At 38.1% G+C, this 14,985-nt stretch carries 8 protein-coding genes; 4 read left to right on the top strand and 4 right to left on the bottom strand.

Going from position 1 to position 14,985, the window contains the following annotated elements:
• Positions 1-148 precede the first annotated feature (148 nt).
• The 3 genes from rpoD to H6G57_RS08475 form a co-directional block, all read right to left on the bottom strand.
• The gene (rpoD, locus tag H6G57_RS08485) at positions 149-1,333 is read right to left on the bottom strand and encodes an RNA polymerase sigma factor RpoD (RefSeq protein WP_072717087.1); all 1,185 of its coding nucleotides are present in this window, start codon (positions 1,331-1,333) and stop codon (positions 149-151) included.
• An 899-nt stretch (positions 1,334-2,232) separates the two neighbouring features.
• The gene (locus tag H6G57_RS08480; RefSeq protein ID WP_190517611.1) at positions 2,233-4,851 is read right to left on the bottom strand and encodes a M1 family metallopeptidase; all 2,619 of its coding nucleotides are present in this window, start codon (positions 4,849-4,851) and stop codon (positions 2,233-2,235) included.
• Between the two features lie 197 nt (positions 4,852-5,048).
• The gene (locus H6G57_RS08475) at positions 5,049-5,945 is read right to left on the bottom strand and encodes an Rpn family recombination-promoting nuclease/putative transposase (protein ID WP_190517609.1); all 897 of its coding nucleotides are present in this window, start codon (positions 5,943-5,945) and stop codon (positions 5,049-5,051) included.
• Positions 5,946-6,202: 257 nt separating this feature from the next.
• Here H6G57_RS08475 and H6G57_RS08470 point away from each other — a divergent pair, with 257 nt between their 5' ends.
• A complete protein-coding gene (locus tag H6G57_RS08470; RefSeq protein ID WP_190517607.1) occupies positions 6,203-7,369 on the top strand; it encodes a pyridoxal phosphate-dependent aminotransferase in 1,167 nt (388 codons plus the stop codon).
• A gap of 60 nt (positions 7,370-7,429) precedes the next feature.
• Here the strand turns inward: H6G57_RS08470 and H6G57_RS08465 are convergent, their stop codons facing one another.
• A complete protein-coding gene (locus H6G57_RS08465; protein WP_190517606.1) occupies positions 7,430-7,717 on the bottom strand; it encodes an acylphosphatase in 288 nt (95 codons plus the stop codon).
• Positions 7,718-7,797: 80 nt separating this feature from the next.
• Here H6G57_RS08465 and H6G57_RS08460 point away from each other — a divergent pair, with 80 nt between their 5' ends.
• The 3 genes from H6G57_RS08460 (at position 7,798) to H6G57_RS08450 (ending at position 14,702) form a co-directional block, all read left to right on the top strand.
• The gene (locus H6G57_RS08460; protein WP_190517604.1) at positions 7,798-9,345 is read left to right on the top strand and encodes a HEAT repeat domain-containing protein; all 1,548 of its coding nucleotides are present in this window, start codon (positions 7,798-7,800) and stop codon (positions 9,343-9,345) included.
• 564 nt (positions 9,346-9,909) lie between these two features.
• Complete coding sequence (locus H6G57_RS08455; protein ID WP_242048910.1) at positions 9,910-12,861, top strand: EAL domain-containing protein; 2,952 nt, start codon at positions 9,910-9,912, stop codon at positions 12,859-12,861.
• Positions 12,862-13,307: 446 nt separating this feature from the next.
• On the top strand, positions 13,308-14,702 hold the full coding sequence (locus H6G57_RS08450) for an FAD-dependent oxidoreductase (protein ID WP_190517601.1): 1,395 nt from the start codon (positions 13,308-13,310) through the stop codon (positions 14,700-14,702).
• Positions 14,703-14,985 lie beyond the last annotated feature (283 nt).

The raw sequence follows: 14,985 nt of genomic DNA, 5'->3' as shown, positions 1-14,985 counted from the left end.
AAAGTTTGTTTCAGCAGACTAATGTATAACTGTGATGTTTAAATAAACGGGTTGATAAATTGCAGCCTGAGTTATCCTCCGTTGAGGGTAATTAAAAAAATTATTTCCCAGGATCAAATTGTTTCAACCCGAATAGAAACAACGACAACTAGCGGATATATTCTTTCAAAATACTATTACGGTTGGGATGGCGTAACTTTCTGAGTGCTTTCGCCTCTATTTGACGAATCCGTTCACGGGTGACATTAAAAATCTGACCGATTTCTTCTAATGTCTTCATACGGCCATCATCTAACCCATAACGCAACCGTAATACATCACGTTCACGGGGACTAAGAGTGTCTAATACATTTTCTAAATCTTCTCGTAATAGATTCTTAGAAACTTGATCTTCAGGGGTTTCGCCATCGGATTCAATAAAATCTCCTAAACGAGAATCTTCTTCTTTCCCAATGGGGGTTTCTAAGGAAATGGGAAGTTGAGCAGACTTCGCAATAAACCGCAGTTTTTCGATGGTCATTTCCATACGAGTTGCGATTTCTTCTTCAGTGGGTTTACGACCCATTTCTTGAGACAGTAACTTGGTGGTCTTTTTTATTCGAGAAATGGTTTCATAGAGGTGAACGGGTAGTCGAATCGTTCGAGATTGATCAGCAATGGCCCGTGTAATGGCTTGACGAATCCACCATGTAGCATAAGTTGAAAATTTGTAGCCTTTTTCGTGATCAAATTTCTCTGCGGCACGAATTAACCCTAAACTGCCTTCTTGAATCAAATCTTGGAAAGACAGACCTCGATTCATGTATTTTTTGGCAATGGAAACCACCAGTCGTAAGTTTGACTGTACCATCTTATCTTTTGCCCGACGACCGATATACAGACGGCGACGGAACTCTGGCAATCTCATATCAACGGCGCTCGCCCATTCCTGCTCATTGGGTTCTCGATGGTAATGTTCCATCAATTTTTCCCGAATTCGCTCTAGTTCCAATAAGTCAGCAATTTTTCGAGCGAGTTCAATTTCTTCATCCGCCCGTAATAATCGAATCCGACCTATTTCTTGCAGATAGAGGCGAATTGAATCTTCTGTGTAATGCTTTTTCTTGGCTTGAGTGCGACGTCGAGATTTAGCAGCTTTACCCGCTTTGGTCTCATCATCTTCATCCGCTATCACATCTTCTAGGATGTCTTCTTCATCAATTAAATCTTCTTCATCCGGTTCAAAATCATCCAAATCTAGGGGGGTGATGTTGCTAGGGGTTGGAAGGGGAAGAAACGATAATGTTTCTGTCTCAGGCTTTGTGGTTGCGAGTCCGTTGTTAATCTGGATCATGCCGCGTTCCTCATGCTCCTCAATTAGTAAAAATCAATCACAGAATAGAGATGTCTATCAGTAGACTATTGAACCAGTGGCATACTGTTTCAAGTTTTAACATTTGCCCACCGAGTTACTGAGTGAATGATCATAACTCACTTCAGTCCTAACATAGGAAGACAAATATTCAAAGGTGATCATTGGATTGTGCCAAGACCTTTCCGATTGTAGCCTTTCTGACAAAAATTGTACGATTTGTCACAAAGGAGATTTGATCACCTGAATTCACCGAGGGGAGATTAATCAAGTTAGGGGTTAAGTACAAAGACCCCTTTTACATCCTTATGTTTGACTGATCACATTGGGGTGATCATTTTTGTTTAGGGGATCTCAGAAGGGATATCGATATCCTGATTCACTAAAATCTTAGCGAAATCTTTTCAAGTTGGGTTGTAATCCCACAAATAAATATTGAAGGGAGTGTAAATGAAGGCAAGTCACCTTAATACACCCTGGTAGAATTTGTAGTTTCAGTTGAGGCATAGATGAAGTTGTAATTCACTCAAAATTGATTGCTGAAGTTTCCCCGCAGTGATTCTAAAAGAAACGGTAAGCTTTTGCTTCTTGGAAGCATCACTGTTTGTGTAACAAAAGGTATGCAATTGAAAGGGGGTTTGGGTTGTTTGCCAGGAGTTTCAGTCGGGAGTTAATCACCTTTTAGGGTTGTTCTTTATTGTAAGTTAACTTAAATCCCTGTATTTGGTGCGAGATCAAAGGTTAAATCACGTTAAGTTTTTGACGTCGCCGAGTTGAGCTATTCTTCAAAAGAAGTCTGCTTCAAGGACGGTCGGGGATAGAAGGTTGGGTAAAAACCCGTTTTCTTCCCCTCATCCATTACCCTGTAAGGTTTTAATCCTTTAATGCTTACTCGATTTACTTTTGGCTTCTAAGGTTTCGAGACGACTGCGAAGGTCTTGATTTTCTTTTTTAATTTTGTCAAGTTCTTCCCGTAGCTTTTTCAAGGCGGGTTCGGAACCGATTTTTCCCTGTACGTTTTGAATGGCCTCTTCGGCTCGACGGCGAACTCTTCCGTCTAGGGTTTGGTCGGCTAAAGATTGCAATACATCCATCGCTTTTGGCGTTTCCATCTGTTCTAAAGAAGCGACAACGGCGACTTGAGTGAGGAAAAAGGTTTCATTGGATAATTCTTCTAAGCGTTGTAAAATTCGCTCGGTGTTGGTTGGGGTTTGACCCGTGGAAATACTGCCTAAAGCCCGAATGGTAGTTAACCTCAAAGCTTGGGGAATACCGGGGGCGGTATATTTTAAAATTACGTTTAAGGCATCTTCTGAGGTTTTCATTTTACTGAGTCCTGAAATAGCCCCAGAACGCACGACTTCATTCCATCCTTCTCGTTCTTTGAGAACGGATTTTAAGAGTTTAATTGTTTGTTCAATTAGATGTTTATCTTCACAGTGAGTGGCTGCAATTTCTCCTAATGCTGTTGCGGTTGCAGCTTCCACTAAATAACTCGCATCTCCCTTTTCTAAAAGGGGTTTTAACACTTGATAACTCTCGGTGGTTTTTAGTTTCGCTAAACTATTGATCACGGCTCGTCTGACGCGGGCATCGTTATCGGTTAAACCCGCTACTAATCCCTCAAAAACTTGATCTAATTTGACTCGAACTAATTGTTTAGCGACTTCAAAACGCACACCCCAAAACTTATCATGTTTTAAGGCATTTGACAAGGCTTTAACGGCTTCTAATCCGCCTTTTTTAGCTAAAGCTTTGGCTGCATAAATTCGAGAAATAGGGTCAGGATCATATTGCAATTGTGCCTTTAATTCAGCAAGGGCATAATCCAAGGTTACGGTCTTTAGAATATTATTATCAACATCAAAGCTAATAAAAGCTGGCTTTTCTTCTAAAGGGAAATAGAAGGTTTGTTCCCGTTCATGAACTCTAACCGTAAAGGTTTTAAGGGGAACAGGAGTTTCAGGAGATTTTTTATCAGGTTTATATCCAAAGCCAATGGGAATTTTTAAATCAAATAAGTTTTGCTCGCTGAGTTTATCGCTATCAGTGGCTTGAGTTTGTTTAATTGTGATTTTGGCTAATTTACTATTATTATCCCAACTGTAGGAAACTTTATATTCGGGATGTCCGCCTCGAAATACATATTGATCAAATAGGGGAAGTAAATTAGACCCGGTTGATTTTTCCAATGCTCGTAATAAATCAATGGTTTCGACCGTTTTATGAGCATTATCCTGAACAAAGGTTTGAATTGCTTTTTGAAACAGTTCATCCCCTAATTCTGTTCTAATTAGATGATAAACACAAGCGCCTTTTTCATATAAATGGCGGTCATAAAGTTCTATTGCTTCTCGATAAATATGGGTAACAATGGGACGACGATAACGGGAACTATCCTCAGAAAAATAGTTTCTGGCTTGGTTTAAACGGTAATATGCCGCCTCTTCTTTGCCATATTCTTGTTCTGTCCATAACACTTCAGTATAGGTCGCCATTCCTTCTTTTATCCAGGCGTGTGACCAATGTTTAATTACGACTAAATCCCCGAACCATTGATGGGCTAGTTCATGGGCAACTAAACTTTCTGTGTTACGATTATCTAAGGTGGCTCGTTCATCTAATAAATAGCGATCAGTTAATAACGTTGTCGAGGTATTTTCCATCCCGCCAAAAATAAAGTCATCCACACAAACTTGAGCATATTTCGGATAGGGATAGGAATAGCCAAAATATTGAGAGAAAAACTCAAGCATTTGGGGGGTTTTCCCCATACTGCGAAGGGCATCTTCTTTGCGGTTTTTCTCAACATAATATAAAACCGGAATTCCATTCCATTCGTCTTTGATTTCTGCAAATTCTCCCACTGCTAAGGTCATTAAATAAGTGGGATGAATTTGTTTTTGTGACCAATGGTAAATTTTAGTTTTGCCTTTGGTTTCGGTGTGAATTAACTCTCCATTGGAAATGGCTAAATATTGTTTCGGAACTTGTACCCGAATTTCTGAGGTGGCGAGTTGTCCGGGGTAGTCAAAACAAGGAAACCAAAAGCGAGAATCTTCATCTTCTCCTTGTGTCCAAACTTGAATTGGTTTGTTAGGATAATCTTTACTGGGACTAATAAAATACAGTCCCCGTTGCGGATGGGTGACGGAATAACTAATCACCAATTTAATTAACTGATTAACCGTTGTGGGTTGGTGTAAATGAATCTGTAACTGTTCTCCATCATAATCAAACTCTTGCTGATTTTGCTCGATTTTTACCTCTTGTATTTCTAAGTTAACGGCATCTAATATTAAAGTTTCAATTCCACTTTTAACAGGATTCAAATGTAGGGTACAAGTTCCTTGAAAACTTTGATTAGGAATATCGAGAACTAAGTCCAAAAAAATATGTTCCACTTGACCGGGACGGTCAGGGTTATAATGGGGGCGAGCGCCGGGTAACTCAAAGGACTTGTGGGTATCCGTTTCCGTATCAAAGTAAAAATTCAGCATCGAGTACAATCAAACTCAAGAATAAGGGATAGCAAAACGCGCTATGCGTATCGCTTCATTATATAGCGAGTCTCAATCCCTTGTCTAAATTAGTGTTTTTGGGGTAGAGACGCGCTAACAGAGACGCGCTAACAGAGACGCGCTAACAGAGACGCGCTAACAGAGACGCGCCATGGCGCGTCTCTACAGGAGACTTTTTAACTAGGAGTTTCCTGTTTTTGTCTCAATTGTTGGATTTGTTCTATACTTAATCCGGTGGTTTGGCTGATGGTTTGATCATCTAATAAGCCGATTAATTGTTGAGCAATTTCGAGTTTAGATTCTTGTTTACCTTGTTCAATTCCTTGTTGAATGCCTTGTTTTAAAGCTTTTTCTCTTGCTAATCGAACGGCTTTTTTAATGGCATTCCGTTGATCATAAATATAGATTTCCCGTTTTTCTAAATCTTCGAGTTCTTCCGGGGTTAAGGTGGTTTCGTTGGCAATGGTAAAGGCTTTTTGAAGTTGAGGAATGTTTGCCATTGTTTCAGGAACAGTTTCTAAGGTTTTAGCACTTTTAATAAAATATAGCCATTTATCGGTTAAGGTTTCTAACTCATGAATTAAGGTATTAAATTTGGGAAGTTCTACAAAAACTAATTCAATATCATAAATCAGATAATCCACTAAAAACTCTTTTTCTTTTAAAACGAACCGAGAAATGACCTTATCCAGATGGGGAAACATTTCAAAATCTGTAATTGTAACGGCAATAACTGGATTTAAGAGGGTGTAATCTTCTCCGCTTTTTAACTGAATTGAATAAGCTTTAGCTGCATTGTATAAAATTCGTTTTTCAAATCCTTCTATATTCAAAATTTGCATTTCAATAATAACGGTTTTATTTCCCGTTATCGTGGCTTTGACATCTAAATAAGTATCTTTAATCCCTCGAATTTTAGGGGCTTGATAGGGATTGAGAATGGTTAAATCTTCAATCTGGGGATTATCAGGATAAAGAATACTATTCAAAAAACTGATTAAAATATCTTTGCTATCTTCAGAGCCAAATATTTTTTTAAAGGCAAAGTCGGTTTTAGGATTAATAAATCTCATATAGCAATCCTATTTTATGGGGGTTAAAAATTTCTGATCAACAGGGAACTGGGAACAGGGAACAGGGATAAATTTCAAATTTTCTTAACTTTTAACCCGTAACAATTCCTCCTCAAGATTAAGAGATTAAGATTTGCTGTAGAAAAACAGAAACAATTCTAATACAATGTTATCATCTTATAACAACAGGGTTGCCGTTAGGCAATCTCCCTCCTAAAATCTAAATCTTGAAACAGAAAATTAGAGATTATTAAAATATGAAGCTAGCAGCGCGAGTAGAAAAGGTTCCGCCGTCTGTAACGCTGGCGATCTCAGCGAAGGCCAAAGCAATGAAAGCTGAGGGGATGGATGTCTTAAATTTTAGCGTAGGCGAACCGGACTTCGATACCCCTAAGCATATTGTTGCTGCGGCTAAACAAGCCTTGGACGAGGGAAAAACTCGCTATGGCCCAGCAGCAGGGGAACCAAAACTCCGATCATTAATTGCTCAAACCTTAAGTGAAGAAACCGGTTTAGACTATAAAAGTGACAATATTGTTGTTACCAATGGCGGTAAACATTCCCTCTATAATTTAATGGTAGCGGTGATCAATCCTGGGGATGAAGTTATTATTCCGGCGCCCTATTGGTTAAGCTATCCTGAAATGGTAAAACTGGTAGAAGGAATTCCCATTATTGTTCAGACGGGTGCAGATACGGGTTATAAAATCACACCTGAAATGCTGCGTCAAGCCATTACCCCGAAGACGAAACTTTTTGTTTTGAATTCTCCTTCAAATCCAACGGGAATGGTGTATACGCCGGATGAAATTCGCGCCTTAGCTGAGGTGGTTGTTGAAACGGGTATTTTAGTCGTTTCGGATGAAATTTATTCTAAGATCATTTATGATGATGCCCAACATTTAAGTATTGCATCGGCTCATCCCGAAAGCTATAAATCCACTTTAATTAGTAGCGGTTTTGCTAAATCTTTTGCCATGACCGGGTGGCGCATTGGCTATTTAGCGGGAGATGTGAATATTATTAAAGCGACAACCCGTGTTCAAAGTCATAGTACCTCTAATGTTTGTACATTTGCTCAATATGGTGCGGTTGCTGCATTAGAAAACTCTCAAGATTGTGTTGAAGAAATGCGGTTAGCATTTGCCAAACGGCGAGAGGTGATGTTTGAGTTATTAAATGCAATTCCAGGGATTAGTTGTCTAAAACCGGATGGCGCATTTTATATGTATCTCAATATTAGCAAAACTGCTTTAACGTCTGTTGACTTCTGTAATCTCTTACTAGAAGAACAACAGTTAGCCGCCGTACCAGGTCAAGCTTTTGGAAATGATGACCATATTCGTTTATCCTACGCAACGGATTTAACCACCATTGAAAAAGGAATTAAACGTTTAGAGGAGTTTGTTAACTCTAAAATTTAGAGGGATTTAAGGGGGTGTTAGAAGTTGGATATTGTTGATTGTCAACCCTTAACACCCCTTTTAATATCGAATTTCAAACCCTTGTAAACCCTCTGGTTCTTCAAAATTAATGATCACGTCCCTGGGTTGAGAGGATTTTGGCCCCTGATAACACCATTGAATGATTCCATCCACCCTGTTTTGATGTCCTTCAAATACCGCCTCGACTCGACCATCTGCTAGATTTCTCACCCAACCCTGAACTCCTCGCTCAATGGCTTGTTTCTGGGTGTAGTAGCGATATCCCACCCCTTGCACTTGTCCCGATACAAAAACGTGAGCGCGAACGATAATAGATTCAGATGACATTTGCATTGACGAATGAAGATAAGCAACATATACATATCTTGAGAGATTATATTGGTTTTGGATTAAATAGGAGTGATTTTATGGTTTGGGGCAATTTAGTGGTGATGTTAATCATTGGGGTTGTGGTTGGGGTGGGAATTGCCTATCTGGTGTTTCAACAACAGAACTCTAAGCAAAAAGAAGGTATAGAAGAGAGAATTCGTCGGGAACGGGAGGAACAGGAAAAATCCCATCAGATTCGTCAACAACAAACGATTCAACAGTTACAACAGGAACATCAAAACCAACTTCAGCAAATTAGACAAACGGTAGAAACTGAATATCTCGTTGAACGGGAACAGATGGGGATACAGTTACAGGAAAAGGACTCTCAAATTCAACAGATGAGTCAATCTCTGGCCGCATCTGAAGCTCAAGTTACAGAACTTAATCAACAGTTGACTCAGTATCAAACTCTCGTGGAACAACTGACGGCTGAATTGGAAGCAACTCAAGCACAGGTTGAACAACTGAGTCCATCTTCTGTTGAGGAAGAGGTTGAATCTTCTATTGAGGTAGAAGAAGATACAACTCCAGCCATAGAACTAACCCTAACGTTACCGGAAACACCAGAGGAAACTTCTTTTGTTGAGGAGGAAGTAGCGGAAACACCACTCACTGTTATTGAAGTAGAATCTCCAATTTCTTCAGAAATTATTACTGAGTCTACCATTGCAGAATCTCCAATTTCTTCAGAAATTATTACTGAACCTACAATTGTAGAATCTCCAACTTCTTCAGAAATTATTACTGAACCTACAATTGTAGAATCTCCTACGGTTTCAGAAATTATTACTGAACCTACCGTTGTAGAATCTCCTACGGTTTCAGAAATTATTACTGAACCTACCGTTGTAGAATCTCCTACGGTTTCAGAAATTATTACTGAACCTACCGTTGTAGAATCTCCTACGGTTGCAGAAATTATTACTGAGTCTACCGTTGTAGAATCTCCTACGGTTGCAGAAATTATTACTGAACCTACCGTTGTAGAATCTCCTACGGTTGCAGAAATTATTACTGAGTCTACCGTTGTAGAATCTCCTACGGTTGCAGAAATTATTACTGAACCTACCGTTGCAGAATCTCCAATTTCTTCAGAAATTATTACTGAACCTGCTATTATTAAAGCAGAAAAAATCACATTACCCCCAACAAAAGCCACTTCAGAAGAACAATTAATTGATCAGATTCTGGCAATTGGAGCATCGGGAAACTTAGCGGCAATTAACACCTTAACAGGATATGTTCAACATCCTAATCCTCAAGTGCGTTATTCTGTTGCAGCAACATTAGGAAAAATTACCGCTTCTCGTCGCCTGAGTCGGGAAGTGCAACAAACGATTCCTATTTTGACCCGTCTGAGCCAAGATCTTGATCCGAGTGTTCGTCAGCAAGCGATTATTGCATTAGGAAATATCCCCTCTCATCAAGTTATTCCCATTTTACAAAAGGCATTGCGAGATCCTCAAACTTCCGTGGCACAATCTGCTAGTATTGCCTTAAATAAATTCAAGGTTTATCGCGTTCGCCCTAAATCTCAACCTAAATCTTTAATGGTGAAAAAACCTAAATTTTCCCAAGAATAGGCAATAGGGATAGGCAATAGTCAAAATTTACTAGAAATACCTGTTGATTAATCATCAGTAGCCAACATTTAAGTATTTCAGATTCCCTATTCCCTATTCTCTATTTCTTCTAACACTCTTAAGAAATAATATTCTTAAGAGTGTATCATAAAATTAAATAGTCCTAAAACTCTAAAAACTTCTTATTATAGTTAAATAAATTACCTAACCACATGATATGAATTAGCTTAAGATGTGAGATAGATCACTGACAGTTTTAAGATTAGAGTAAGGTTAAAATTTGACAAATTAATTTAAAATAATCTTTATTTTTTAACAAAAAATATTAAATTCAGAGAACGTTATACTAAAATATGAGATAGAATTGACACTTCTCCCCAAAATTATCTAAATTATCAATTAATCATTCAAGATTCCTAGAATCCAGATTCCTACAACCTTGTCTAATGTCCTCTGCTTTTGCTCTAGGCGAAATCTTGAAAGATTGATTATTGTTATTGTTACACTTCCAACCGACTCAAGGGATTGAGGATAGAACTTTTAATCTAATTCTATATGGGTGCAATGCAAAGAAAAACACAAAACCTTCAAACCTTTGCCGTCAAAGGATCTGCTCTGGGATTCTTAATTGTAGGTTTGTTAATTTTCCTAGGGAGTTTATTTCCTTTTTATTCTCGCCTCAAACATCAGGAAGAACCCCCCGTCCTGTTAGAACATCAGGAGCAAATTCTGCCTCCCCCTGCTGAGGAAAGTGATCATGATCAAACAATTCATGCAGCACTCTGGACGACCGCCAGTATTTTAATGGGGGTAATTGCCATTGGTGCAAGTTACCTCGTGCTCATGATTCGTCCGCTTATGAATCAAATGCAGGCAGAAATCCTTGAACGTCAAAAAGCCGAAACTGCTTTACGCAAAGAAAAAGACTTTACTCAAACTTTATTTAATGCTAATCCCGCCTTTTTCATTGTTTTAGATGCCGATGGAAAAGTGCAATTGATGAACGATATGATGCTGAAAACCCTGGGTTATAACTTAGAAGAAATTAAGGGAACTGATTATACAGCAACGTTTGTTCCCCGTCGCAATGGTGATTCTTTACCCTGGGTTTTTGAATTGATGATTCAACGCCGTTTACCCATTCGTACTGAAGAACGAATTTTAACCAAAGACGGTCAAGAATTGATTGTTGAATGGCATGGTCGGGCAATTTTTAATGAAGAAACTGATGAATATGAATATTTTGTCGGTGCGGGATTAGATATTACAGAACGCAAACGTGCAGAAGAAGAATTACTCCTTTTACAACGAATTACAAAAGAAGTTAGTGTCGCCTGTAATTTTGAGTCTGCTTTAGAAGTAGCATTGCGATTAGTCTGTGAAACAATCGGTTGGGAATTTGGAGAGGCTTGGGTTCCCCACCCTTACGGAAAGTATCTCGAATGTAGCCCGATTGGATATAATCGAGGAGAAAATTTAGAAGAGTTTCAACGCCTGAATCAACAGTATATATTCCAACCCAATCAAAGCCTAACTGGACGCATTTACTCTTCTCAACAACCGGAATGGATATTTGATATTGAACAAGAATCACCCGATCACTTTACGCGCAAAGAAATTGCCATCAAGTTTGGTCTTAAAGCAGGGTTTGGTGTACCTATTGTTGTTGATCATGAAGTTTTAGTCGTTTTAATATTTTTTACAATAACAAATAAGCCGGAAGATAAACGATTATTGAATTTAATTTCCTCCATTGCCACTCAGTTAGGAACCGTATTTCAACGAAAACAAGCAGAAGCAAAATATCGTAGTATTTTTGAAAATGCAGTTGAAGGCATTTTTCAAATTAGCCGCGATGGAGAATATATCCGAGTTAATCCAGCTTTCGCCACGATTTTAGGATATTTGTCTCCAGATGCTTTAACTGGAGATAACTCATTTATTCGAGAAGTATTTGTTAATCATCAAGATTTTTATCAAATGATTGATTTACTCAATCAACACCATGAAATTTCTAATTTTGAAGCCCAGGTTTATCGCCATGATCATAGTGTGATTTGGATTTTTGCCAATGTGAGAGCAATTTTAGATGGAAAAAAACAGCATATTTTATATTATGAAGGTTCAATTGTTGATATTACTAGCTTTAAGCAAACGGAAGAAAAACTTCGTTATAGTGCCTCCCATGATTCTTTAACAACTTTATGGAATAGAGCCTTTTTTGTTGAACGGCTTCAACAGGCTATTATTCAATGTCAAGAACAACCCGGTTATCATTTTTCTGTGTTGTTCTTAGATTTAGATGGATTTAAGTTTATTAATGATAGTTTAGGACACGGAAGCGGAGATCAATTATTAATTGCAATTGCTAAACGGCTGAAAACTTGTTTAAGAAATCAAGATATTTTAGCCCGATTAGGGGGGGATGAGTTTACAATTTTATTAGAAAATGTGGGTTTTCCCGAAGAAGTCAAAGAGATTGCTGAACGAGTCCAACAGTCTCTCAAAAAACCCTTTAATTTGAACGGAAATCAAATTTTTACTGGGAGCAGTATTGGTATTGTTCACAGTTCCTCGGAATACCTGTTACCTTCAGAAGTGTTACGGGATGCTGATACCGCCATGTATCGAGCAAAACAGCAAGGAAAAGGCTGTTATGTTGTGTTTGATGCGACTATGCGAACCGATGCTTTAAGGCGGTTACAGTTACAAACGGATCTGCGTTGGGCGATTGAAAAAAATCAATTTAAACTCCATTATCAACCGATTATTAATTTAGAAAATGGGGCAATTTCTGGGTTTGAAGCCTTATTGCGTTGGGAACATCCCCAAGAAGGTTTTATTTCTCCGGCTGAATTTATTCCTGTGGCGGAAGAAGCCGGATTAATTGTTGATATTGGGGAGTGGGTTTTACGACAAGCTTGTCGCCAATTACGCGAATGGAAACAGAAATTTAATTGTCATCCTCAATTAAGGATGAGTGTTAATTTATCGGGTCAACAATTTACATCGGATTTAAGTCAAAAAATTGATCGGATTTTGACAGAAACGGAAGTAATGGGATCGGACTTAAAATTAGAAATTACAGAAACGGCAATTATGTCTGATCCTCAATTGGCTATCGCTACTTTAAATGAACTCAAACATCGAGAAATTAAACTTTGTATTGATGATTTTGGAACCGGATATTGTTCTTTGGGATATTTACATCAATTTCCAGTGGATGTTTTAAAAATTGATCGTTCTTTTGTTAGTCAAATGTTCTTAGATGAAAATAAACGCGAATTAGTTAAAGTCATTGTGGCTTTAGCTCATAGTTTAGGGATGGATGCGATCGCAGAGGGTATTGAATCTCAAGAACAATTATATCAGTTAAAATCCCTGGAATGTCAATATGGTCAAGGCTATTATTTCTCCCAACCTCTCAACCCTCAAGAAGCCGAACGCTTATTAAATCAATCTTCAATGGCTGAGAAATTTTATCGCCAAGATTCAACTGTTTTACTCAAAATCTAAACGGTTCAGTTCACTCAATTCACTTTTTATTAATAGCGATCGCTTATACCATAACAGCCTTACAAGGATTAAAAATCAAACAACTAATGAGAACTAAATGCAATAAGAACCCTTTTTTTCAAAGAGGTCAAAGAGCTATGATATTGATTCAGTCTGCCTTCTAGCTTCTTTGTCACCCCGTCAGGACTTAGACATTTTCTTGCCCCTAAAGGGGCTGAAAACTAGGCTGGATAGGGAAAAGAGGTCAATGCCATAAAAAAAGCTACAACCCTTGCTGTTGCTGGATTTCTACTGATTCAAGCTAAAATCCTTTGCCCATCGAGATTTGAGGCAAATTTTAGCTCATTTTTTGTCTAAGTCCCACTAACTGAAATCAGTTTTCAGTTAAACTTGTCGGGTGTGGCTGTGCTAAAGCGCAACAACGGAATATAATTAGGTTAGAATCTATGCTGTTTGTACCGAATTTCAACAGATCTCGTCGCAATTTCATACAATTGAGTGCTTTAGTTGCTGCTTCTTTTCCCCTTTGGTCAAGTTGTCAAAATAATTCTCAGGCTATTTCAGAAAATATTATTATTATTGGTGCGGGAATTGCGGGAATTGCGGCGGCAAAAACCTTAAAATCTCAAGGATTTCAAGTTACTATTTTAGAAGCTCGCGATCGCATTGGGGGTAGAATTTATACAGATAAAACATTGGGTTTTCCCGTTGATTTAGGCGCGTCATGGATTCATGGAATTCAAAATAATCCGATTGGCAAACTAGCCCATGACTTTAATATTGCCATTAAACAAACCAATTATTATCATGTGGATTTCTACACGAATAATCAAAATAAAATTCCAGATTCTGAATTAGAAAAAGCTGAATCCCTATATGAAAAAATTATAGCCAGGGCTAAATCTTGGAGTGAAAATCAAGAGCAAGATGTCTCAGTTAATCAAGCTGTCAACCGCTTTTTTAAACCTGATAATTTATCACTCCGTCAAGCTAAATTAGTCAATTGGTTATTAACTTCAGAAATTTTAATTGAGACAGGAGCAGACTTAGAAAAACTTTCAATTTGGGAATTGGATGAAGATGAAGCTTTTGACGGAGAGGATTATCTTTTTCCTAATGGTTATGAGCAAATTATTCAAAACTTAGCCCAAGGACTAGAGATTAAACTTCAACATCCCGTTACTGAAATTCAGTATAATCATCAACAAGTTACTGTAAAAACTCCTCAAGGTGATTTTTCAGGAAGTGCGGTATTAATCACCATACCATTAGGCGTATTAAAAGCCAATCAAGTTAAATTTATCCCAGAATTACCCCAGGACAAAAAAACGGCAATTCATAAATTAAACCTGGGAGTTTTAAATAAAGTTGTGATCAAATTCCCTCAAGTATTTTGGAAAAAAAGTTATGAATTTCTAGGATATTTGCCTGAAAGTAGCCCCAACTTTACAGTATTTATGAATTATGATTATTATAACTCATCTCCGATGTTAATGGCTTTAACCGGAGGGAGTTTTGCCCGCAGTTTAGAGACCATGACTCAACAACAATTAACCGATAAAATTATGGCAGTTTTGCGAGAAATGTATGGCAATTCTATTCCTAATCCCCAAGAAATATTAGTCACTTGTTGGAGTTCTGACCCCTATACATTGGGTTCCTATTCCTATATTCCCCCCGGAACAACGGCGAAAGAGCGAGATAGTTTAGCCTCTCCAGTTAATAATATGCTATTTTTCGCTGGAGAAGCCACCTCTCGTCAATACCCGGCAACCGTTCATGGAGCCTATTTATCAGGATTAAGAGAAGCACAACGAATTCAACAAATTTTTATGAATTGATTTAACTTCTCCTATTCGTGTTAATGGGACTTAGACTTCAGGGGGCGACAAGGGAGCTAAAAAGCTTGCTGAATAAGGGTTAGAGCTTTTAACCCCTGTTGATAAAACTTGCGCTTATTGCGAACAAAAGTGGGTAATTGAGCTACCAACTCCTGACACTCATAAAAGGCGACTATCCAGTTATAGCCATACAAATTTATCGCCAAAAAATCTAATTTTTTTAGAATAAAAATATTTTAGCAGTTCCCATTACTATTTCTTTGAAGTTAAGAAATCAAAAAAT

This window comes from Planktothrix sp. FACHB-1365 (assembly GCF_014697575.1).
Classification (GTDB): domain Bacteria; phylum Cyanobacteriota; class Cyanobacteriia; order Cyanobacteriales; family Microcoleaceae; genus Planktothrix.
The sequence above is the reverse complement of the archived record's forward strand: the minus strand, read 5'-3'. Positions and strand labels throughout refer to the sequence as shown.